This window comes from Bradyrhizobium sp. USDA 326 (assembly GCF_049739485.1).
Classification (GTDB): domain Bacteria; phylum Pseudomonadota; class Alphaproteobacteria; order Rhizobiales; family Xanthobacteraceae; genus Bradyrhizobium.
The window spans coordinates 5,597,736-5,620,685 of the sequence record NZ_JBMGQA010000001.1; the positions used below are offsets into that span (position 1 = coordinate 5,597,736).

General features: G+C 65.3%; 19 protein-coding genes and 1 pseudogene. 17 read left to right on the forward strand and 3 right to left on the reverse strand.

The window, feature by feature from the left end; translation table 11 throughout:
- Positions 1-59: 59 nt before the first annotated feature.
- On the reverse strand, positions 60-554 hold the full coding sequence (locus ABIG06_RS26240) for a MarR family winged helix-turn-helix transcriptional regulator (RefSeq protein ID WP_370139151.1): 495 nt from the start codon (positions 552-554) through the stop codon (positions 60-62).
- A 183-nt stretch (positions 555-737) separates the two neighbouring features.
- Here ABIG06_RS26240 and ABIG06_RS26245 point away from each other — a divergent pair, with 183 nt between their 5' ends.
- From ABIG06_RS26245 to ABIG06_RS26290, 10 genes are all read left to right on the forward strand, one after another.
- Positions 738-2,015 carry an amidohydrolase/deacetylase family metallohydrolase gene (locus tag ABIG06_RS26245; RefSeq protein WP_370139152.1) on the forward strand — a complete coding sequence of 426 codons (1,278 nt, stop codon included), beginning with the start codon at positions 738-740 and terminating at the stop codon, positions 2,013-2,015.
- A 5-nt stretch (positions 2,016-2,020) separates the two neighbouring features.
- On the forward strand, positions 2,021-4,414 hold the full coding sequence (locus ABIG06_RS26250; RefSeq protein ID WP_370139153.1) for a xanthine dehydrogenase family protein molybdopterin-binding subunit: 2,394 nt from the start codon (positions 2,021-2,023) through the stop codon (positions 4,412-4,414).
- Entirely contained in the window at positions 4,411-5,247 is an 837-nt protein-coding gene (locus tag ABIG06_RS26255) for an FAD binding domain-containing protein (protein ID WP_370139154.1), read from the forward strand. The genes ABIG06_RS26250 and ABIG06_RS26255 overlap by 4 nt, the downstream gene beginning before the upstream one ends.
- Positions 5,244-6,431 (forward strand): xanthine dehydrogenase family Fe-S subunit, encoded by a 1,188-nt coding sequence (locus ABIG06_RS26260; RefSeq protein ID WP_370139155.1) that lies wholly within the window; start codon positions 5,244-5,246, stop codon positions 6,429-6,431. Before ABIG06_RS26255 ends, ABIG06_RS26260 begins: the two co-directional genes overlap by 4 nt.
- A gap of 74 nt (positions 6,432-6,505) precedes the next feature.
- Positions 6,506-7,660 carry an ABC transporter substrate-binding protein gene (locus ABIG06_RS26265; protein WP_370139156.1) on the forward strand — a complete coding sequence of 385 codons (1,155 nt, stop codon included), beginning with the start codon at positions 6,506-6,508 and terminating at the stop codon, positions 7,658-7,660.
- A 281-nt stretch (positions 7,661-7,941) separates the two neighbouring features.
- Positions 7,942-8,814, forward strand: a complete 873-nt coding sequence (locus ABIG06_RS26270) for a branched-chain amino acid ABC transporter permease (RefSeq protein ID WP_370139157.1) — start codon at positions 7,942-7,944, stop codon at positions 8,812-8,814.
- Positions 8,811-9,851 (forward strand): branched-chain amino acid ABC transporter permease, encoded by a 1,041-nt coding sequence (locus tag ABIG06_RS26275; protein WP_370139158.1) that lies wholly within the window; start codon positions 8,811-8,813, stop codon positions 9,849-9,851. Before ABIG06_RS26270 ends, ABIG06_RS26275 begins: the two co-directional genes overlap by 4 nt.
- Entirely contained in the window at positions 9,851-10,633 is a 783-nt protein-coding gene (locus ABIG06_RS26280; protein WP_370139159.1) for an ABC transporter ATP-binding protein, read from the forward strand. The genes ABIG06_RS26275 and ABIG06_RS26280 overlap by 1 nt, the downstream gene beginning before the upstream one ends.
- Positions 10,626-11,330, forward strand: a complete 705-nt coding sequence (locus tag ABIG06_RS26285) for an ABC transporter ATP-binding protein (RefSeq protein WP_370139160.1) — start codon at positions 10,626-10,628, stop codon at positions 11,328-11,330. Before ABIG06_RS26280 ends, ABIG06_RS26285 begins: the two co-directional genes overlap by 8 nt.
- Positions 11,323-11,655, forward strand: a complete 333-nt coding sequence (locus ABIG06_RS26290) for a Rieske (2Fe-2S) protein (RefSeq protein ID WP_370139161.1) — start codon at positions 11,323-11,325, stop codon at positions 11,653-11,655. The genes ABIG06_RS26285 and ABIG06_RS26290 overlap by 8 nt, the downstream gene beginning before the upstream one ends.
- A gap of 123 nt (positions 11,656-11,778) precedes the next feature.
- On the opposite strand, the gene ABIG06_RS26295 is transcribed toward ABIG06_RS26290, so the two are convergent.
- Positions 11,779-12,639 (reverse strand): alpha/beta hydrolase, encoded by an 861-nt coding sequence (locus ABIG06_RS26295; RefSeq protein ID WP_370139162.1) that lies wholly within the window; start codon positions 12,637-12,639, stop codon positions 11,779-11,781.
- 329 nt (positions 12,640-12,968) lie between these two features.
- On the opposite strand from ABIG06_RS26295, the gene ABIG06_RS26300 reads away from it, so the two are divergent.
- Positions 12,969-13,199: a hypothetical protein gene (locus ABIG06_RS26300; RefSeq protein ID WP_424578414.1), complete on the forward strand. Its 231-nt coding sequence runs from the start codon at positions 12,969-12,971 to the stop codon at positions 13,197-13,199.
- Between the two features lie 294 nt (positions 13,200-13,493).
- On the opposite strand, the gene ABIG06_RS26305 is transcribed toward ABIG06_RS26300, so the two are convergent.
- Entirely contained in the window at positions 13,494-13,739 is a 246-nt protein-coding gene (locus ABIG06_RS26305; protein WP_124158493.1) for a hypothetical protein, read from the reverse strand.
- Positions 13,740-14,224: 485 nt separating this feature from the next.
- Between ABIG06_RS26305 and ABIG06_RS26310 the strand changes: the two genes are divergently transcribed.
- From ABIG06_RS26310 to ABIG06_RS26335, 6 genes and pseudogenes are all read left to right on the forward strand, one after another.
- Complete coding sequence (locus ABIG06_RS26310) at positions 14,225-14,902, forward strand: response regulator transcription factor (protein ID WP_124158495.1); 678 nt, start codon at positions 14,225-14,227, stop codon at positions 14,900-14,902.
- A gap of 17 nt (positions 14,903-14,919) precedes the next feature.
- Positions 14,920-16,344, forward strand: a complete 1,425-nt coding sequence (locus ABIG06_RS26315) for a sensor histidine kinase (RefSeq protein WP_370139164.1) — start codon at positions 14,920-14,922, stop codon at positions 16,342-16,344.
- Positions 16,345-16,491: 147 nt separating this feature from the next.
- Positions 16,492-17,526 carry an RNA polymerase sigma factor RpoH gene (gene rpoH, locus ABIG06_RS26320; protein WP_370140908.1) on the forward strand — a complete coding sequence of 345 codons (1,035 nt, stop codon included), beginning with the start codon at positions 16,492-16,494 and terminating at the stop codon, positions 17,524-17,526.
- A 64-nt stretch (positions 17,527-17,590) separates the two neighbouring features.
- A pseudogene (locus ABIG06_RS26325) lies at positions 17,591-20,774 on the forward strand (efflux RND transporter permease subunit).
- Complete coding sequence (locus tag ABIG06_RS26330; protein ID WP_370139166.1) at positions 20,771-22,057, forward strand: efflux RND transporter periplasmic adaptor subunit; 1,287 nt, start codon at positions 20,771-20,773, stop codon at positions 22,055-22,057. Before ABIG06_RS26325 ends, ABIG06_RS26330 begins: the two are co-directional and overlap by 4 nt.
- The gene (locus ABIG06_RS26335) at positions 22,054-22,764 is read left to right on the forward strand and encodes a hypothetical protein (RefSeq protein WP_370139167.1); all 711 of its coding nucleotides are present in this window, start codon (positions 22,054-22,056) and stop codon (positions 22,762-22,764) included. The genes ABIG06_RS26330 and ABIG06_RS26335 overlap by 4 nt, the downstream gene beginning before the upstream one ends.
- Positions 22,765-22,950: the final 186 nt, after the last annotated feature.

A 22,950-nucleotide genomic window follows, 5' to 3' on the forward strand; every position in this document is an offset into this window, starting at 1 on the left:
GCCGGGCAGCGGTACGATGATAAATTGAGCAGCCCAACCCAAAAGCGCAGCAGATGCTCCTAGTCGAATAGGGCAGCGGCGCTGTCGCGACTGGGATTGCCGGCCACGATGCGCTGCATCATCTCGATGAAAAGCGCCTGTTCCCGCTGGCTCAAATCGCCGAGCGTCGCGCGATGCGCCCGCCGTGCCGCGCCCTCGATCTTGACCAGCAGCGCGGCGCCGGCGGGTGTCAGTCGGCACAACCGGGCCCGACGATCGTCCTTGTTCACCGCGCGCTCGACCATGTTTCGGACGGCGAGCCGCTTCAAGGCGCCGGTCGTCGTGGTGCGATCGAGCGCGATATCGGCCGCCAAAGTGGTCTGATCGGCGGTTTCACGCACCGCCAGCGCCGAAAGCAGGCTGTATTGCAGCGGCGTGACCTCGAATTCGCCGCAGGCTTCCTGAAACAGCGCGACGTGAATCTGGTGCAGCCGGCGGATCAGATAGCCGGGCCGTTCCGACAAGGGCCAGGGGCGGTGCCTCGTCCCGCCGCGACGTGTCTTCGCCTGCCGCAATGCACATTCCCCCAAGCCGAAACCCTGCCGCGCTTAGCTCGATTCGAGTGCGCCTGCCACATCGCGATCATGGCACGATGCTTGCTTTTGTCAAAATACGAAGCATGCTTCGTAATGTCAAAATACGAAGCATGCTTCGTAATTCGGGCGAAGCCGTCGCCCGTAAGAAGAGGAGAGCGCACCATGTCCGTCACTGCCAGCTTCGACCTTCTGCTGCGAGGCGGTCGCGTGATCTGTCCGGCCTCCGGCGTCGATGGCATCAGGGATGTCGCGATCCGCAACGGCAAGATTGCAGCGGTGGCGTCCGACATTCTGCCGACCAGCGCCAGGGAGGTCGTCGACGTCGGCGGCAAGCTGGTGCTGCCCGGGCTGATCGACACCCACGCCCATGTCTACCAATATGTCTCCGGCCGCTTCGGCATGAACCCCGACATGGTCGGCGTGCAGTCGGGGGTGACGACGCTTGTCGACCAGGGCGGTCCGTCCTGCATGACGCTGCCGGGCTTTCGCCATTTTATTGCAGAGCCCGCGGCCTCACGCGTCTATGCCTTCCTGTCCGCCTATCTCGTCGGCGGCCTCGAGGGGCATTTCTATCCGCAGCTCTACAGCCCCGACGGCGTCGACATCGACGCGACCGTCAAGGCGGCGACGGCCAATCTCGACATCGTGCGCGGCATCAAGGCTCACGCCGAGATCGGCGGCTTCGCGCGCTGGGGCATTCGCGTCATCGAGATGGCGGCGGAGATCGGCAAGCGCGCCGATCTGCCGGTCTATGTGCATTTCGGCCAGCTCTGGGGTCTGCCCGAGAGCGGCGCCAATGGCGAGGATGCCGACACCATCCTCGCCCGCGTCATTCCGCTCTTGCGCGAGGGCGACATTCTCGCCCATCCCTTCACGCGCCATCCCGGCGGTTTCGTCAATCGCGAAGGTGAGGTGCACCCGGTGATTCAGGCCGCGCTCGACCGCGGCCTGAAGGTCGACGTCGGTCACGGCAGCCACTTCTCCTATCGGCTCGCTAAGAAGGCGATCGCCGCCGGCATCATTCCGACCACGCTCGGCGCCGACATCCATGGCTACAACACCCACGTGCCCGCGCCGGCCGGGACTCCCGACCAGCATGAGGACGAGGAGAACCATCCCTTCGCGGGCCAGGCCAAGTTCAGCCTGGTCCAGGCGATGAGCTCGATGATGGCGCTCGGCCTGACACTGGAGCAGGTGGTGCCGATGGTCACCTCCAATCCCGCCAAAATGCTCGGCCGTAGCGCCGAGATCGGCGCGCTCAAGGCCGGCATGGACGCAGACGTCTCCGTGCTCTCGGAGCGGAGCGGCCGCTTTGTCCTCAAGGACAATGAGAAGAACGAGGTGATCGCCGAGCGCCTGCTGCAGCCGGCCTTCTGCCTGCGCGCCGGCACGCGCTTCGATGCGGTCGCGCCGATCCTGCCGCAAGCTGTCGCGGCATAAGGGCGGTGAAGGAGAACGCCGGCGTGCGCAACGAGCGAGAATTTCCTTCTGGCAAGTCCGGGCAGGGCGTGGGCGCACGACTGCCTCGGAAGGAGGACGATCGCCTGATGCGCGGCCGCGGACAGTATGTCGGCGACATCAGGCTCGCGGGCCTTCAGGATGTCGCCTTCGTGCGCAGCCCGCTGGCGCATGCACGCATCCGCGGGATTCATGTGCCTGAACGCTATCGCGGCAGCGTGTTCACGGCGGCGGACCTCGCCGGCATCAAGCCGATCCGCGCGGTGTCGGGGCTTCCCGGCTTCAAGATTTCCGAGCAGCCGGTGCTCGCCACCGGCAAGGTGCGGCAGGTCGGCGAGCTCGTCGCAATGTGCCTTGCGCCGACACGCGCCGAAGCGGAGGACATTGCGGCCTCCGTGACGTTGGATCTGGAAGAGCTGCCCGCGGTCACCGACATGCTGAAGGCGCGCGAGCCCGGCTCGGCGCTGGTGCACGAGCATTGGGGCGACAATGTCTTCCTCGAAACCAATTACGAGGTCGACATCTCCGGCGCGCTCGATGCGCCGATCAAGGTGACGCGCGAGATCTCGACCGCGCGGCAATGCATGTCGCCGCTCGAAGGCCGCGGCGTCGTCGCGACGTTCGATCCGAGACTCGACCAGCTGACGCTGCATTCGGCGGCGCAGATGCCGCACATCACGCGCAGCGGTCTTGCCGAGTGCCTCGGCATGGAGGAGGGCCAGATCCGCGTCATCTCGCCCGATGTCGGCGGCGGTTTCGGCCACAAGGGCATTCTGCTGCCCGAAGAGGTCTGTCTGTCCTGGCTGACGATGCGCTGCCGACATCCGGTGCGCTGGCTCGAGGATCGCCGCGAGCATCTGGTCGCCAGCTCCAATTGCCGCGAGCATCATTACAAGATCACCGTCTATGCCGATCGCGACGGCACGCTGCGCGGCATCGATTGCGAGGCGACGGTGGATTCCGGCGCCTATTCGTCCTATCCGTTCTCCGCCTGCCTCGAAGCCGCGCAGGTCGCCAGCATCCTGCCGGGTCCCTACAAGATGCCGGCCTATCGCTGCCGCACCTTCTCGGTCGCCACCAACAAATGTCCGATCCTGCCCTATCGCGGCGTGGCGCGCACCGGCGTCTGCTTCGCGCTGGAATTGATGCTCGATCTCGTGGCGGCGGAGGCCGGGCTCGAGCCCGGCGAGGTCCGGCTGCGCAATCTGGTGCGGCCGGAGCAGATGCCGTTCGACAACATCACCAGGAAGCATTTCGACAGCGGCGACTATCCGGAAGCGATGCGCCGCGCGCTGGCACAGATCGATATCGATGCTATTCGCGGCCGCCAGCGCAAGGGAGAGGCCGACGGCCGCCGCATCGGCGTCGGCGTCTCCATCTATTGCGAGCAGGCCGCGCACGGCACGTCCGTCTATTCCGGCTGGGGCATTCCGATGGTGCCGGGCCACGAGCAGGCCTCTGCGCGGCTGACGCCGGACGGCGGCCTCGAACTCCGCGTCGGCGTGCATTCGCACGGGCAGGGCATGGAGACGACGCTCGCCCAGGTCGCGCACGAGATCCTCGGCGTGGATGTCGCGAAGATCCGCATCATCCTCGGCGACACCGCGATGACGCCCTATTCGACCGGCACCTGGGGCTCGCGCTCGATGGTGATGGCGGGCGGTGCGGTCGCGACCGCCTGCCGCGAGCTCGGCGAACGCGCCCTGCGCATCGGTGCCAAGCTGTTGCAGCACGATCCGGCTTCGGTGGTGTTGCAGAATGGCGAGGTGCGCGGTGTCAACGGCAGCGTCAGCCTGAAGGCGATCGCCCACACCTGGTACCGCCGCCCGCAGGATCTGCCCGCCGATGTCGATCCCGGTGGGCTGGAAGTGACACAGGGCTACAAGCCGGTGCGCGACAGCGGCACCTTCAGCTACGCCGCTCATGCGGCGGTGGTCGCGGTCGATCCTGATCTCGGCGAGCTCGAGATCCTCGACTATGTCATCGTCGAGGACGGCGGCGTGCTGATCAACCCGCTCGTCGTCGACGGCCAGATCTATGGCGGCCTGGCGCAGGGCATCGGCACCGCGCTCTACGAGGAGATGCCGTTCGATGCCTCCGGCCAGCCGCTGGCGACGACGCTTGCCGACTATCTGTTGCCCGGGCCGACCGAAGTTCCCACCGCGCGCCTCGACCACATGGAGACGCCATCCCCTTATACGCAGTTCGGCGTCAAGGGCATCGGCGAGGGCGGGGCGATTGCGCCGCCGGCCGCGATCGCCAATGCCATCAACGACGCATTGCGCCCGCTCGGCGTCGAGCTGATGCAGTCGCCGATCACGCCCCATCGGATCGTCGCGGCCGTGCTGGCCGCCCGCGCGGCCGAAAGGAGTGCGGCATGAAGCCCGCTCCCTTCGCCTATGAACGCCCACGCGATCTCACGGCAGCACTCTCGATGCTGGCAGCCGGCAGCGGCTCGGCAAAAATCATTGCCGGCGGCCAGTCGCTCGGACCGATGCTCAATCTGCGGCTGGTGCAGCCGGAGCTGATCGTGGATATTTCCGGCCTTGCCGAGCTCAAGCGTGCCGAGATTTCCGGTGGCGAACTCGTGCTCGGTGCCCTGGTCACCCATGCCGATATCGAAGACGGGCGCACGGCCGACGTGACCCGCGGCGCCATGCGCGGCGTGGCGGCCAACATCGCCTATCGCGCCGTGCGCAACCGCGGCACGATCGGTGGCTCGCTCAGCCATGCCGATCCCGCAGCGGACTGGATTTCGGCACTTGCCGCCTTGGGTGCGCGGGTGACGTTGCGCAGCCTGGCCGGTGCGCGCACGATGTCCGTCGAGGCGTTCGTGCTGGGTGCCCTGGAATCTGCGCTGCACACGGGCGAGATCGTCGAGGCGGTGCACGTGCCGGCGCGATCGGCCACGGCGCATTGGGGTTATGCGAAGAGCTGCCGCAAGACCGGCGAGTTCGCCCATGCCATCGGTGCGGTCCTGATCGATCCCGCCGCGGCTTCGGCGCGCATCGTGATCGGCGCGATCGACACGACTCCCCTGGTCATCACCGACGCGGTGGAGCTGTTCGGCGGCCGCATCACCGCCGACTACAAGCAGCGTTTCGATGCCCGGATCGCCGACGCGCTCCTGGCCAAGGCCGGCATCGATGATGCCGCGCAGCGCCATATCCATGTGAGCGTGCTGAGGCGCGCCGTCCAGGAGGCCGCGGCATGAGCACGATCGCGCTCCACGTCAATCGCCGCGCGGTGGAGGTGCCCGCCGAGCCGCGCACCAGCCTTGCCGATTTCGTTCGCGACAAGCTCGATCTGACCGGCACACATCTCGGCTGTGAGCACGGCGTCTGTGGCGCCTGCACCGTGCTGCTCGACGGTGTGCCGGCGCGCTCCTGCATCATCTATGCGGCGGCCTGCGAGGGCGCCGACGTCACCACGATCGAGGGGCTCGACGAGGACGAGGTCACTTCCGAGCTGCGCGCCGCCTTCACCCGCGAGCATGCGCTGCAATGCGGCTATTGCACGCCCGGCATGCTGGTCTCCGCGCGCGATCTGGTGCTGCGTCTTCCCGACGCCGACGAGCGCAGCATTCGCGTCGGCATGAGCGGCAATCTCTGCCGCTGCACCGGCTATGTCGGAATCGTGCGCGCGGTGCAGTCCGTGATCGAGGCAAGGCGCGCGCGCAGCATCGCGCCGCTGGCAGGTGCCGGCCGGACCGGTCTCGGCCCCGTCGGGTCGGGACGCGCCGCGCCCGGTCGCAGCGAGTCGCGACCTGCGCAACAAGCGCTGGCTGCGGCTTCAGAGAACATCGCGGCCTGCAGCATCCCCGACTTCACCCCGGCGACCGTGCTCGACCAGCGCTTCACGCTGCCGTATCCGCCGGCGAAGGTATTTGCGATGTTCGACGATATCTCGGTCATCGCCGCTTGCCTCCCGGGCGTATCGCTGCGCTCGCCGCCGACGCCGGAGCGCGTGCAGGGGGCGATCCGCGTCAAGCTCGGTCCGGTCGCTGCAGCCTTCGAGGGCGTCGCGCGCGTCGAGCGCGATCCCGCCTCGCTTTCCGGCCGCATCGTCGGCATCGGCACCGATCCGCGCAGCCGCTCGGCGACGCAAGGCGAGATCCGTTACCGTCTGCTTCCGCTGGACGGCGGCGCGGCGACGGCCGTCGAATTGTCGATCGGCTACACGCTCACGGGAATGCTGGCCCAAATCGGCCGTCCCGGCCTGGTGCGGGATCTCGCCCGGCGCCTGGTCGCGGACTTCACCGCCAACCTCGATCGCCACATGTCCGGCGTGCCGTCAGGGCCGGGGACGTCGGCGGAGCTGAGCTTCTGGTCGATTGCGTCGGACGTTTTGCGCGCACGGATCGCCCGCATCTTTGGCCGCCGGAGCGGGGCGGGTTGACGGTGTGCTCGCACACCGGAAGTGACGAAGCCTGGATTGCGTAGACATCAACAGCGTTGGATTGGAGAGACAACATGACAAGAGCACTCGGACTGGTTCCTGCCATCGCACTGGCGACGGCCTTGTTGGGCGGCGCCGCGGCGGCGCAGACCATCAAGATCGGCGTCAACGAGCCGCTCACCGGCGCGTTCGCGGCCTCCGGCACTTATGTCGTGAACGGCGCCAAGATCGCCGCCGACGAGATCAACGCCAAGGGCGGCATCCTCGGCAAGAAGATCGAGCTGGTGATAGAGGACAACAAGAGCAACCCGACCGAAGCTGCCGCCGTCGCCGAAAAGCTCATCACCAGCGACAAGGTGCCGGTGCTGATGGGCGCCTGGGGCTCGAGCCTGACGCTCGCGGTGATGCCGAAGCTGATGGAGTACGAGACCCCGATGGTGGTCGAGACCTCGTCCTCGGGCAAGATCACGACGACGGGAAACCCCTTCATCTTCCGCATCTCGCCGCCCTCGGCGGTTGAAGCTGCGGCGTTCAAGGGCATCGTCGACAAGCTCGCGCTGAAGAAGGTCGATTTCCTCGTCATCAACAACGATTGGGGCCGCGGCACCGCCGAGGACTTCAGCAAGATGATGAAGGACAAGGGCATCACCATCGGCCTGGTCGAGACCATGGACCAGGGTGCTCAGGACATGAGCGCCCAGCTTTCCAAGATCAAGAGCTCCGATTCCGAGACGGTCATCGTCACCACCGCGGTCGATCAGTTGACGCTGATCTTCAAGCAGGCGGCTGCGCTGGGCCTGAAGAAGCGCATCATCACCACAGGCGGCTCGCAGAATCCGGACCAGATCATCGCCCAGGCGGGAGCTGCCGCCAACGGCACCATGCATCTGACGACTTTCCTGCCCTGGTTCCCGGACAAGACGCCGAATCCGGAAGCGACCAATTACTTCATCACGGAGTGGAAGAAGCGCGGCTTCGACTTCGCCGGCTGCACCGAGAGCTTCCGTGGCTATGATGGCATCCGCACCGCGGCGGCCGCGATCGAGAAGGCCGGCAAGGCCGAGCCTGCCGCGATCAAGGCCGCGCTTTGGGAGATCAACATCAAGGGGCTGAACGGCGACATCGTGTTCCGCAAGTCCGGCCCTGAAGGCAAGGAGAGCGGGCAGAGCCAGCCGAACGTCTATCTCATCGAGATCAGCGACGGCAAGGTCGGGATGAAGACGCTTTAAACGGCGAGGAGGTTGGGTTCGATGCAGCAACGAAGGAGGTGCGCTCCCTCGCCCGCTTGCGGGAGAGGGTTGGGGAGAGGGTGTCTCCGCAACGGGACAATCCCCAAGAGGAGAAAGCCCTCACCCGCGCCTTCGGCGCGACCTCTCCCGCAAGCGGGAGAGGTTGCACCGAGCCTGTGGCAATCGATCCAACGTAAAGCCGTTCCGCTTTAGCATCAGTCAATCCCGGGCGAGGGCGGCACGTAGCGGCCCTCGCCGTCATCCAACATTCAGGACCGGCCTTGAGCGAATTTCTCCAGCATCTGATCAACATGCTCGTGCTCGGCGGCACCTATGCGCTGCTGGGCATCGGGCTGACCTTGATCTTCGGCATCATGAATGTGGTGAACTTCACGCATGGTGTGCTCTACACGTTCGGGGCCTACATCATGTTCATCGTGGTGCAGCAGCTCGGGCTGAACTTCTTTCTCGCGCTGCCCGTGGCCGTGCTGGCCGGATGGCTGGTCGGGGCGGTCATCGAGCTGACATTGCTGCGACCGCTGCGCGGCTCAGACATCGACACCACGATGCTGGTCATGATCGGCGCCTGGATTGCGATGCAGTCGGGGACGCTGTGGATCTGGGGCGGCGTCGCCAAATCGGTGGCAACGCCGTTTCCGGAGGCGCCGCTCGTGCTCGGTCCGTTGTCGGTGTCCTGGCTGCGGCTGTTCGTTCTCGCTGCCGCGGCACTGTTGATCCTGGTGACGTATCTGCTCATCAACAAGACCAGCCTCGGCCGCGCGATGCGGGCGACGTTCCAGGACCACGACACGGCTTCGCTGATGGGCGTCAATGTCGACATGATCTACACCTCGACCTTCGCGATCGGCTCCAGCCTGGCCGCCGCCGCGGGCGCGCTGCTCGGGCCGGTCTACGTGATCTTCCCGCAGATGGGCGATCTCGCCGCGGTGAAGGCCTTCGCGATCGTCATCCTCGGGGGCCTCGGCAACATCACGGGCGCCGTGATCGGCGGTTTCATCCTGGCGCTCGCCGAAGAGCTCGGTGCCGGTTACGTCTCATCGGGCTACCGCGATGCCATGGGCTTCCTGATCATCATCGCGGTGCTGATCTTCCGGCCGACCGGCCTGTTCGCGCGCGCGGAGCGCGTCGGATGAAGGCGATCATCATCATTCTCGCCGTCGCGGCGCTCGCCTCGGTCCCGCTCTGGCTGCGCGATCCCTATCTCCTGAATGCGCTGATCACGACCGGGATCTTCGTCATCGGCGCGATGAGCCTCAACCTTCTGCTCGGCTTCACCGGCCAGCTCAGCCTCGGTCACATCGCCTTCTTCGGCATCGGCGCCTATGTCAGCGCGCTGACCTCGCTCGGCTTCGACGTCGGCCTGCCCGGAGGCTTTCGGCTGGTTCATACGCCCTGGCCGCCGATCATAGGCTTCGTGCTGGCGATCCTGATTGCAGGATTGTGCGGCTATTTCGTCGGCCTGTTGTCGTTCCGGGTCCGCGGCGCCTATTTCGTCATCGTGACGATCTCCTTTGCCGAGGTGGTCCGGCTGGTCGCGCTGAACTGGGTCGAACTGACACAGGGCCCGCTGGCGCTGACCAATATCCCGTCCATCGCGTTGCCGTTGCCCGGCTTTGGCGAACTGACGCTGCGCACGAAATTCCACAACTACTATCTTGTCCTGGTCGTCGCGCTCATCGCCTATCTCCTGATCGCGCGGCTCGTTCATTCCCATTTCGGCCGCTCCATGCGTGGCCTGATGGAGAACGAGACCCTGGCCGTCTCCGTCGGCATCGACGTGACCAGGACGCTGACGATTGCCGCGGTGATCTCGGCCGCGATCGCCGGCGCGGCGGGCAGCCTCTATGCCCACTACATCCGGATCATCGACCCCGAAGTGTTCGCCTTCATCAACACCGTCACCATGGTGATCATGGTCATTACCGGCGGCAAAGGCTCCCTGGCCGGGCCTGTCGTCGGCGGACTCATCTTCGGGCTGCTGCCGGTCGCGCTCCGTCCGGTGATGGCGCCGGAAGCACAATGGATCGCCTATGGCGGCGTGCTGATCGCCATCCTGTTCGTGCTGCCGCGCGGCATCGTGCCGTCGCTCGCACTGCGTTTGGCTGGGCGGCGGCGCCGGTCGCCGGCGCCGGCGGCTCTCACGGAGACCGCTGCCAAGGAGCCGGCGTGATGACGGCGCGCAGCATTGCCATGACCATCGATCAGGTCGCCGTCCGCTTCGGGGGGCTGGTTGCGATATCCGACATGAGTTTCACCGTCGGCGAGGGCGAGATCGTCAGCCTGATCGGGCCGAACGGCGCCGGCAAGACCACCGCCTTCAACGTCATGACCGGCTTCCTGACGCCGAGCGCGGGCCGCGTGACCTATCGCAGCACTGCGCTCGCCGGTTTGAAGCCGCATCAGATCGCCGATCTCGGTCTGATCCGCACCTTCCAGCGCACCAGCGTCTTCCCCAACGACAGCGTCCACGACAATCTCCTGATCGGCCTGCACCGCCAGGGCCGGGTCCGGCTGCTCGATGCCATCCTCGGCCTGCCGGGCGCGCGCGCCTCGGAGCACAGGCTGCGGCAGCGGGTGGGCGAGCTGCTGGAATGGGTTGGGCTCGAACGTCGCGCGCACGATGCCGCGGGCTCACTGTCCTACGGCGAGCAGCGTCTCGTCGGTGTCGCGCTGGCGCTCGCGGCGGAACCGTCGATGCTGCTGCTCGACGAGCCGGTGTCCGGCATGAACGCCTCGGAAACCCACCGCTTCGTCGAGCTGATCCGCAGCATCCGCGACCGCGGCATCACGATCCTCCTGGTCGAGCATGACATGCCGATGGTGATGACCGTCTCGGATCGCATCGTTGTGCTCAATTACGGCCGCATCATCGCGGAAGGGACACCAGACGTGATCCGCAACGATCCGGCGGTGATCGAGGCCTATCTCGGACATGGAGCGGGACGTGCTTGAGATCCGCGAGATGGTTTGTGGTTATGGCGGCGTCACCGCGCTGCGCGGCATCTCGCTGGAGGTGAAGGCCGGCCAGCTGGTCGCGCTGATCGGTGCCAACGGCGCCGGCAAGAGCACGACGTTGCGTGCCATCTCCGGCCTGGTGCCGCCACGGTCGGGCCAGATGCGGTTCGAGGGCATCGAAATCACCGGGGCGAGGCCGCCGCGCGTGCTGGCGAGCGGAATCGCGCATTGTCCGGAAGGGCGACGCGTGTTTCCGCACATGAGTGTCGAGGAGAATCTCGACATGGGAGCCTACCTCCGTCGTGGTTCGGGTGAGATTGCGGCCGACCGCGACCGCATCTACGCGGAATTTCCGCGGCTCGCCGAGCGGCGCCGGCAGGCGGCAGGGACGCTGTCCGGTGGCGAGCAGCAGATGCTTGCGATCGGGCGCGCGCTGATGTCGCGACCGCGGCTGATCATGTTCGACGAACCATCGCTCGGGCTCGCGCCCAACATCGTCGAGCAGACCTTTGCGATCATCCGCGGCATCCGCGATGCCGGCACCACGGTGCTGCTGGTCGAGCAGAACGCCTTCGCCGCGCTCGAGATGTGCGATCACGCCTATCTGCTCGAGAACGGTCGTATCGTGCTGTCGGGCGCCGGTACCGAGCTGATCGCGAACGAGCATGTGCGCAAGGCCTATCTCGGTGGATGACGAGGCCGGGTGGATTGCCGTCTGCGATCTCGACCGGCTGAAGCTGGAGGCGATCGTCCGCGTCGCCGGGCACGACCTGCTCGTGATCTGGAACGAGGGCCATGTCGTCGCCTGCGAACGTGCGTGCCCGCACGAACAGGCCGATCTTGCTCTCGGGCGGGTGACGGCAGGGCGGCTTCATTGCCCGCGCCATGCGGCATCTTTCGGTTTGCGCGATGGGGCAATCACCGCGGGATGGCCGAGCCCGCCGCTGCGGCTTTATCCGGTGCGGATCACGGGCGAGCGAATCTGGATAGAGATGCAGGAGCGGCAGCCGGGGCGATGATGACACTATGCCCCTGTTTTGCCCGACGAGTCAAAGCGGTCACGACGGTGTCGATTGGCCTTCGAAAAATTTGCCTTTGAGAACAACGGGGTCTCTACTGTGCATGGGGTTGTTTTCGCAGCTTTAATCCAGCAGTCGCCGAGCGGCGCCGACGAGAACGCCGTCCGGCCGGCGCAGCGCCTCGAGAATGGTGAAATGGTCGGCGTCTTCGACCGGGATGACCTTGCCCGGCGCTCCGGCCGCCGCGCGCTTCTCGTGGAAATCGATTGAATCGTTCACGAGGGCCGGCAGCTCGTTGCTTCCATAGGCGATGTCGAGCCGCTTCTGCGTCACGGGCAGGCGAAGCGGCGACAGTGTGGCGATTTCCTGATCCGTCAGCTTCAGCGCTTTGTTCAGCCCGGTATCGCGGATCGGTGCGAGATCATAGACGCCAGAGATCGCCAGCCCCGCCTGGACGCGCGGATGATCGAGCGCCATCGCGACGAGATGGGCGCCGGCGGACCAGCCCGACAGCACGACCGGCCCGGCGATGCCATGGGACGCGCCATGCGCGGCGAGCCAGTCGAGTGCGCGCGGGATTTCGCCGACGATGTCGGTCAGGGACACCTCAGGCGCCAGCGAATAGCCGGGTATGGCAACCGACCAGCCATGCGCCGCGACGCCTTCGACCAGCATGGCGAACAGCTCTCGCGAATTGCGCTGCCAATAGCCGCCGTGCAAGAATACCAGGCAAGGCGCATCCGGCCTGGCGGCGGGGTAGAGGTCGATCTTGTTGTTGGCTCGCTCGCCATAGGGCAGGTCGAGGTGGGATTTCAGCGTGCCCCGCAGCCGGCCGGAGGCTTCGTTGCGCTCGGCGATCAGGGCCGCGCTGTTCTTGACGGCCGCGTTGTTGTCGTAGGCGGCATCGCGTTCTGCCTGGGACAGCTCGGGCCACCTGCCGCGGGGATCGGCCGACCGAATTGTCGAATGAGCGTTCTCAGCCAAGAGACTCTCCATTGCGCCTGCGCCCCGGGTGGTGCGCTCGTCCAACTTGGATCGGCGATTCCGTGCCTGGATGCAATACGGCTTGCCTCACTCGATGCATCCAGCGTGCCAGCATCCTCCCGAGATGACGCACAGGCGCAATCCGCTGGTGTTGGATCGATCCGGACCGCGTGGGCGCATGATCCGGATCGATCGGCGCCGTGCGCGCGGACCTAGCTGCAACTCAGCGGCAACGGTTGGCCCGGATGCAGCTCGTACCAATCATAGCAACCCGGATAGGCGCCGTAGAATCCATATCCGGACCGGAAGCGGTCAAAGCGGTGAAATGCGTGCTGCCGCAGGCCGCGGGTTACGACATGATCGCCGAAGCCGAGGTGCTCGCCGCCGAGCCGGGTTCCGCCGCCGAATCCGCCGGCATGTCCCATGCCGCCGAAATGCGCGCCGCCACCGAAGCCCATGTGGCCGCCGCCAAAGCCCATATGTCCGCCACCGAAGCCACCGCCGCCGTGGCCACCTCCACCGCCGCCATGTGCCTCGGCCGTTCCGACCGCCAGCGCTGAGGCAAGCGCCGCTGTCGCCATGATCATCAATGCTCGTTTCATGAGGAACTCCTTTCGTGTTCGAATTCCCGGCGGCCGATGCCGTCGCTTCAGCCTCGTGCCGTCAGCAAGTCCCGTCTCGAAAGGAAGATGGGAAGGTCGCGCGGCAATCCCACTGAATTCGATTTCAGGAGCGGGGCGCTGCGCATCGGCGAGGTGATCCGCCGACGCCGAGCGGGGACGGGCTCAGTGTCAGGCCCGTCCCCATCGCTGAGCGGCGGCGGCCGAGCGAGCCGCCCGGCCGCGACGTCGGGATCAGAAGCTGCCGGTGCCCGGCTCACAGGGAACGTTGTTGCCAGTCCACGGCGCCGTCGCGAACGCGCCGACACGCGGCGCTGGAACGCAGGCGCGGCCGACCTGATAGACCGAGCCGTACGATGCAACCGGATCGGCTTGCATGGCGGATGGGCGGACGTCGGTATGGCGCTCCCGCGCCATGGCGGGTCCGCCGAGCATGGCGACTGCGATTAGTCCGGTCGACAAGAGCTTGAGAGTGGTCATTTGGCTTCTCCTTTGATGACAGCTGGCAGTCCAAGCCGGCCTGCGAAGGAGGTGCGGACGAGCGCGCGTCGACAAAACGCACGAAATGCTCACCCGCGTTCAATGGGCCGTGATCCCGGCCTTGCCGGCAAGCACGATCGTGCAAACTGGCAACGTTTTCGATCTTGGCGCGTAACAGCAGCCTCGCTGAGGACATATCTGCTGGGACGTCCTGCTGCATGGAGATGAGAGATGATCATCGCGACAGCACATTCGATCGCCTTCGCGCCGGCGCCCGCCGTGGCCGCGCTTCCAGGCTCCCTGACATGCAATTTAATGGAGCTTCATTCCCCGCAGAATTACTTCTCTTGCCAGAGCGCGGTGCGTCGCATGCCGGTCCTGCCTCGCATGTTCGGCCCGGGTGGGCATTGAACATGTCGTCGCGGATCACCGAGCCCATGCTTCGCCGCCGGCCGCGAGGCCTCGCAGGACGTGGGACCAGCACAATGACGCGGATACTCCTGATCGAGGATGACGCCGAGACCGCCGACGCGATCGTCGCCGAACTCACCGAGCGCGGGTTCGAGGTGCGATGGGCGCCTGACGGAATAGGCGGTCTCGATCGGGCGCGAGAATCCTCTCCCGATGCCCTGATCGTCGATCGCATGCTGCCCGGAATGGACGGGTTGACCGTCATCGAGGCCCTGCGCAAGGACCAGGTCAGGACGCCCGTTCTGGTGCTGAGTGCGCTCGGCGCGGTCGACGACAGGGTGCGTGGATTGCGCGTCGGAGGAGACGACTATCTCACCAAGCCGTTCGCGCTGATCGAGCTCGTCGCGCGAGTGGAGGCATTGCTGCGGCGTCCGATCGACAGCCGCGAGACCACGTTGCGCGCCGGGCCGCTGGAACTCGACCTGATCGAGCGGACCGTGCGGCGTGGCGAGCGCGAGATCGATCTGCTGCCACGCGAATTCCGTCTGCTCGAATACATGATGCGCCGGAGCGATCAGCTGCTCACACGCGCGATGCTGCTCGAGGAGGTCTGGAACTACAAATTCGTCCCGGCAACCACCAATCTCATCGATGTGCACATGGGCCGCCTTCGTCACAAGGTCGACGGCCCCGGCGAGACGCCGCTCATCCACAACGTTCGCGGCTCCGGCTTCGTGCTGCGCGTTCGCTAAACCGGTCCGGCGGATCGATGCGCCAGATTCAGTTCATTCGCTCCAACACGTTCCTCTGGGCCGCGGCAATGGCGGCCACGCTGGCGTTGTTCGTCGTCGGGCTATTCGCCTTCATCTACTGGAAGATCGACGACTACCTGATCGTGCGATCCGACCGCATGATTGCAACGCAGCTCAACTTCATGGCCGAGCTGCCGCCCGGCCGCCTCATCGACGCGATCTCCGATCATCTCAAGCAGGATTCCAGGGGCGTGCAATATGCCGGGTTGTTTGATGCCGCAGGGACTCTGCTTGCCGGCAACATCGGGCGATTGCCATCACGGCTCGATCTCGGTGGGCCGGTCCAGAGCGTGCGGCTCGCACGGGACGGGCCCTCGGCGGCTCGCGATGCCGTTGTCAAGGCCGCGGGCAGGCGGCTGGGCAACGGTCATATCCTGGTGATTGGGAGGAACGTCGACGAGACGCGCGAGATATCGAACGTCGTCGGGCAGGCGCTGCTGCTCGGTCTGCTGCCGGCATTCTGCCTCTGCCTGCTGGCCGGGGCCTGGCTGAGCGTCCGCGCACAGAGGCGCGTGGAGCAGGTGAACCAGAGGGTTCAGCGCATCGTGGCCGGCGATCTCCGCGAACGGCTCCCGCAGACCAACGTCGACGATCCGTTCGCGCGGCTGGCCAGGATCGTCAACGGCATGCTCGATGAAATGGAGACCACGATCAACGCGCTGGCCGGCGTGGGCAACGATATTGCTCACGATCTCAGGACGCCGCTCACGCGAGCCCGCCTGGCGCTGGAGCGCGGCCGCTCGCACGCGGCCACTCTGGAGGACCTTCAGGTCATCGTGGACAAGGCAATGGCCGGAATCGACCAATCGCTCGCAATCATTACCGCGCTGCTGCGCCTGGCCGAAATCGAAAGCAGCAGCCGGACGGCCGGTTTCGGCGACGTCGCGCTCGACGAGATTCTGCGGCAGGTGTGCGATGTCTACGAACCCATCGCCGAAGACAAGGAAATCGAAATTGACGTCGAGATCGACCGCAAGGTGCAGGTGCGGGGTGATCGGGACCTGTTGTTCGAGGCGGTTGCCAATCTCGTGGACAATGCCGTCAAGTTCACCCCTGCGGGCGGAAGAGTGACGCTCGCGCTGGTGTCGGACGAGAGGACCGCGCTCGTGCGCGTGATCGATACCGGGCCCGGCATCGGCGAGGGGGAGCGCGAGGCGGTGCTGCGCCGGTTCTATCGCTCCGACAAGATGCGCAACACGCCGGGAGTGGGGCTGGGCCTGAGTCTCGTCGCAGCCATCGTCAAGCTGCATGGCTTCTGCCTGACCATTTGCCCGGCACCCGGCGGACGGGTGGAGATCCTCGCCTCGACGGGCGCGACATCACGCGAAGCCGCGACGTCCGCACCGGCTCGCTCGCTTCACGCGAGCCTCGCGCCGATGTGACCACAGATGCCATGTGCGACACGTGCGAAGCGGAAAGAGCAGCGAGATATCTGAAAGCGAATTCAGGCTTGTTAAGTGCAGTTTACTGGCGCCGCCAGTGGGAGGCTTCTTACGTTCCGCTTGCGGGTTCGAATGTGGGAGCAGGACATGCCAACGCGACACGCGGGTTTAAGCAATATCGAGACGGCCGAGCCGGGCAGGCGTACGGCGGCCGCTGGGTTCAATGCGTATTCGTCAGTCATCGGTCGATACGACCTGCTCGAACGCGAGCAGGAGCAGCAGCTTGCGCGTCGCTGGCAGGAGACGAGAGACGGCGATGCCGCGAACGCGCTCATCACGAGCCATCTCCGGCTCGCCGCCAAGGTCGCGCGGACCTACAAGGGATACGGCCTTCCATTCGCAGATCTCATGGCCGAGGCCAATCTCGGGCTGGTGATTGCCGCGTCCCGGTTCGAGCCCGACCGAAACTCGCGATTTTCTACCTATGCGACGTGGTGGATCAAGGCCGCCATCCACGAATACATCCTGCGCTCCTGGTCGCTGGTCAAGATCGGAACAACGGCTGCTCAAAAGAAGCTGTTCTTCCGGCTTCGTGGCGAGATGAGAAGGGTCGGCCAGGGCGGGATGGCGCGGCTTACCCCCGATGTCGCCGAGGCGATCGCCACCAAGCTCGAAGTTTCGGCGCGCGAGGTGATGGAGATGGATTGCCGCCTGCACGGTGACTTGTCGCTGAATGCGCGGGTCGGCGGCGACGAACAAGGTACCGAGTGGGAGGCCTTGCTTGTGGACGAAGCGAGCGACGCCGAGACCATCCTTGCCGATCAGGATCAGATGGAACATCGGACCGGTGCCTTGCGCATTGCGCTGAATGGCCTGACGGCGCGCGAGCGGCGCGTGCTGGAGGCAAGGCGGCTGGCGGAGCATCCCCCGACACTCGATCAACTCGCCCGCGAGCTTTCGATCTCCAGCGAACGCGTCCGGCAGATCGAGATTCGTGCCTTTGCAAAGGTCAGGCGTGCAGCCATCCGTGCCACCGAGGAGCCCGCGGCCGCCCGCGGACAGGAACGGCGCGTGGCGCCGTCTCAGTCGTCCCCCAATTGTTCCGGCAGTGTCGCCAGCGCGAGGCGTTCGCCTCGACGCGAGCGATCGAGAGGTCGCCATGCTGAACTCGTTTTCATTTGAACGGTCAAGCATCGTGGTCATCTGAACTGAGATCTCCCGCAACCTGCTGCAGGTAGTCGTCGCCATGGGAATTGTCCGCTTTGCGCTCCGGTTTCCGCACACATTCTATGTGCTCGCGGCGCTGATCCTGTTTCTGGGCGGCATCTCTGTCTGGTCGATGCCGACGGACATCTTTCCCGAGATTCGCATCCCCGTCGTCACGGTCATCTGGAGCTATACCGCGTCTCTCGACCCCGGAGATGGAGCAGCGCGTCTCCACGTACAGCCAGTATTCGATCAGCGCCAATGTCAGCGGCATCAAGAACATCGAAGCGCAGACGCTCAATGGCTTGTCGGTTCAAAAGATATACTTCCAGCCAGACGTCAATCTGGATCTCGCGATCTCGCAGATCGTATCGGCAACGAACGCCATCCGCGCCCTGATGCCGCCCGGCATTCAGCCGCCCGTCATCGTGCAGTTCAATGCATCGAGCGTGCCGGTACTGCAGCTCAGCCTCGAGTCCAACAAATTGAACGAGCAGCAGCTTTACGATTTTGGCATTTACCGGATCCGGCAGCAACTGGCTCCCGTTCCAGGGGTGACGCTGCCGACACCTGCGGGTGGCAAGTATCGCCAGATCATGGTCGACATCGACCCGAACAAGCTGTTGTCGCGCGGATTGACGCCGCTCGACATCGTCAATGCGGTGAATACCCAGAACCTGACGCTGCCGACCGGAACGGCGAAGATCGGCGATACCCAGTACACTGTGCGAACCAACGCGACGCCGGCCTCGATCAAGGATCTCAACATGATCCCGGTCAAGTTCGCGAATGGCGCGACGATCCTGCTGAAGGATGTCGCTCAGGTTCGGGACGGATCGCAGGTCCAGCAGAATATCGTGCGCGAGGACGGTCACCGTTCGGTTCTGCTGAGCGTGATCAAGAACGGTAACGCCTCGACGCTTGCCGTCGTCAACGGGGTCAAGCAGGCCCTGAAATCGATCCGGGCATCGGCGCCAGCCGGGCTGAAGATCACCGAATTGTTCGACCAATCGGTCTTCGTTACCCACTCCGTCGATGGTGTGCTGCGCGAAGGCGCGATCGCGGCAGGTCTCACGGCGTTGATGATCCTGGTATTTCTGGGATCGTGGCGGTCGACGCTCGTGGTCCTGATCTCCATCCCGCTCGCGATGCTGTCTTCGCTGATCGTCCTGCATTTCCTTGGCGAGACCCTCAACACGATGACGCTGGGTGGGCTGGCGCTTGCGGTGGGCATCCTGGTCGACGATTCGACGGTGACGATCGAGAACACGCATCGGCTCTGGACCGAGGAGGGGATGCCACTGTCGCAAGCGACGCTGCATGGCGCGGCCGAAATCGCGGTACCGACGCTCGTCTCCACGCTCGCCATCAGTTGCGTCTTCACCTCTGTCGTATTCCTCGAAGGACCGGCCAAATACCTCTTCACGCCGCTCGGCCTTGCGGTGGTGTTTGCCATGCTGGCGTCGTACGCGCTGTCGCGGACTCTCACGCCGATCACGATCGGTCTGCTGTTGAAGGGCGAGCGGCGTCATGGTGAGGGCCAGCGTTCGTCCGGGATGTTTTCGCGCGCGTCCGCCGCGTTCGAGCGCGGCTTCGAGCGCCTGCGCGACGGCTATTCCGAATTTCTGAGGACCCTGCTCCGGAGTCGCAGCATCGTGCCGATCGCTGCCGTGCTCGTGCTGGCGCTCGGGGCCGTCATGTTCGTCTATGTGGGCAGGGACTTCTATCCCCTGATCGACGGCGGTCAGATCCAGCTCCACGTCCGTGCGCCCGCGGGGACCCGGATCGAGCGCACCGAGGCCATCTTCCAGGCGGTCGAGGACAAGATCCGCGAAGTCATTCCAGACCGGGATCGTGGGCTGATCGTAGACAATATCGGTCTGCCGGCGCGTCCCTACAATCTGGCCTTCACCGACGGTTCGACGATAGGAGTGAACGACGGCACGATCCTCGTATCGCTCAAGGACGGCCACAGGCCGACCGCAGATTACGTCAGGAAGCTGCGCCAGGCCTTGCCGGCGGCATTCCCCGAGGACGTCTTCTATTTCCAGGCGGCGGATATCGTCACCCAGATCCTGAATTTCGGCCTGCCGGCGCAAATCGACGTCCGCACCGTCGGTTACGGCGCCAACAACCTGTCCGTGGCGAAGGAGCTGCAAAAGAGCCTGGCTGCCATTCCGGGAGTCGTCGACGCGCATCTTCAACAGGAGGTCGACGCTCCCGCATTCTACGCCGACATCGACCGCACAAGGGCCGCACAGCTGGGGCTCAATGCCAGCACGGTGGCAACCAACATCAATGTCAGCCTCAGCTCGTCCGCCCAGGTCTCGCCGAATTTCTGGACCGATCCGACGTCGGGCATTCCCTATTATCTTGCCGTTCAGACGCCGGAGTACCGGGCCAACTCGCTCAACGCGCTGGGGAACACGCCGGTGTCGGCCTCGCCGGCCGCAAGCGGGCAGACGGTGCCCGGCCTGCTCAGCAATGTCGCGACTTTCAAGCGAGGGACCGTGCCCACCAATTTGAACCAAGCGAACGTTCAGCCGGTGTTTGACGTCTATGCGAGCGTGCAGGGGCGCGATCTCGGCAGCGTCTCGGCCGACATCGACAAGGTCACGTCGACGTTTCAAAAGCAGCTCCAGCCGGGAAATTCGATTGAGGTTCTGGGGCAGATCCAGAGCATGCGTCAATCGTTCCGCGATCTCGGGATCGGGCTGCTGTTTGCCGCCATCCTGGTCTATCTGCTGATGGTCGTGAATTACCAGAACTTCGGCGACCCCTTTGTCGTCATCATGGCGCTGCCCGCGACTTTATGCGGTATCGTGACGATGCTGTTCATCACGGGGACGACCCTGAACGTGCCTTCGCTGATGGGTGCGATCATGGCCGTCGGCGTCGCCTCGGCTAACTCCATCCTGCTGGTGACCTTCGCGCGTGACGCGCAATTGAACGGGCACACCGCGTTCGAGGCCGCGCTGAGCGCGGGTCGTACGCGAATCCGCCCCGTGCTGATGACGGCTGCCGCGATGATCGTGGGCATGATCCCGATGGCGATCGGAGGCCCGGGCGAGGAGCAGAACGCGGCGCTCGCCCGTTCCGTCATCGGGGGGCTGCTGTTCGCAACGCCGACGACATTGCTGATCGTGCCCTATCTCTTCGCCTGGCTACGCAAGCGCAACGACGGCAAGCCTCACCACGGCGTGTTCGAGGAGTCACCGGAATGAGCGATGTTCGCGTGCGGACCAACAGCCACGACGTGAGTGATCGGCCCGATGCGGAAAGCGGCCGCATCGTGGAGCTGCCAGGCAAGGACGCACGACCGCGCCGCCGGTACGGCGGCGTATGGCTTGGCGGCGCCATGTTCCTGCTCCTTGTCGGCGGTCTCGGCGTGGGCGGCTGGCGGCATTATCAGGCCGCACGCGATCTGGCTGTATCGTCAGAGCAGATCAGGACCGCCGTTCCGGAGGTTCGGGTGGCGACGGTCCGCGCCAGCGCCGAGTTCGCGAAGGTCACCCTTCCGGCGACGACGACGGCATTCGAGGCGGCGAACATCTTCGCACGGGCCAGCGGCTACATCGAGAAGCGCTACGTCGACATCGGCGATCACGTGAAGAAGGGCGATCTCCTTGCGGAGATCACCGCGCCGGAACTCGACCAGCAGATCGCGCAGGCGCAGGCGACGCTCGCGCAGAACCAGGCGGCGTTACAGCAGGCGCAGGCGAGTCGTGAGCTTGCCGACGTCACCAATGCGCGGGACAGCAATCTGGTCAAGCAGGGCTGGTTGACAGCTCAGCAAGGCGACAACGACCGTCTCACCCTGCGCGCCCAGCAGGCGGCCGTGAGCGTCGCCCAGTCAAACATCACGGCGCAAGAGGCGCAGATTCGTGTCCTTCAGCAGGAGAAGGCCTACCAGCGCGTGGTGGCACCGTTCGACGGTGTGATCACGCAACGCAACGTGGACAATGGCAGCCTCGTCCAGGCCGGATCGACCTTCATGTTCACGCTGATGCATTCAAACGTGATTCGAACGCAAGTCTTCGTGCCGCAGGACGAGGCCTTCGGCTTCGCGCCGGGCGTCGAGGCCGAAATCCACGTTCCCGAAATCCCGGATCGGGTATTTCCAGGGAAGGTCACGCGCATCGCGACTGCGTTGCAGCCGGGAAGCCGCACGCTGCTGACCGAGATCGACGTACCCAATCCCGACGGCGCCTTGAGCCCCGGCATCTACTGCACGGTCCAACTGTCGATCCCGCGCAAGACGCCGTCGATGTCCATTCCGGCCGATGCGCTGGTCTTCGACCAGAACGGCCTGCATGTCGCAGTCGTGCGCAACGGCACCGTTCACTTGCAGAAGGTCTCGATCGCACGAGATTTCGGCACGTCGGTCGAAGTACGCGAGGGTGTGCGGCCCGGCGACCAGGTCGTGCTCAATCCGGCGGTCAATCTGGCGGAGGGCACCCACGTCTCCATTCGCAAGGATGAGGTGAGCCAGGGGGGGCAGACATGATCCGCATTCTTTGCGCGGCGTTCGCCGCCGTGGTGCTCGGCTGCTCTGCGGGCAAAGCCCAGGTCGCAACAACCGGCAGCACGGCGATGAGCCTGTCGACCGTACCGGGCGCGATCGTCACCTCACCGCTCAATAGCCCGGGTCCGTTCTCCGCGACGACCGTGCAAGGTGCACCCGATACCACGCTGGCACCCGTTCCGCTCGCCTCGGATCCGACGACGCCAGGTACGGTCGTCGTCTGTGCGCCACCATCGACGTCTCCGATGTCGGCGACGTCGATGCCGACAATGCCGACCACATCGAGCACGGGATCGCCGACGGCGGGGAATGTCGTCCCAATCGTACCGGTCATGGGACAGAACGGGAGCTCTATCGGGACAATTTCCGTGGCCGCGCCGTCAGGTACCGGAGTGACGGTGGCGTGCAGCTCAACGCCAGGCGGGGCGGTGGCGAGCGCTGCGAGTTTGCCGCTCTCGATCCCGCAAGTGCAGGCCGGGCCGCCGCCGGGTACGATCCCGGTCGCGATCAGCGGCGACGTCGGAACGGGCATTGATCCAAATGCTGTCGTCGCGCCCAGCCCCAACACCTCAACCTGCGCGGAAAGCATGACGATGAATCTGGCATCTCCTGCGACAGTGCTACCGGCCAACGCGTCAGGTGCGGCGCCGACGCCCGGAGTCTCGCCAATCTTGCCGCCGGGGTGCTGAAGGGGCAGCCGTGCAGCGCCAATCGCCTCATCGCCATGTCGCGACCATCGCGAAGGATGGATGCGTCACTCGAAACGGTCGTCGCCGCTCTACCGGGCGGCGGTAAACGTTCCCGATGTCGGTACAGCCATTGCCCGTGCAGCGCCGGTGACAGAGCGGTCGAAACGAGAGTTGTCGATCAAATTG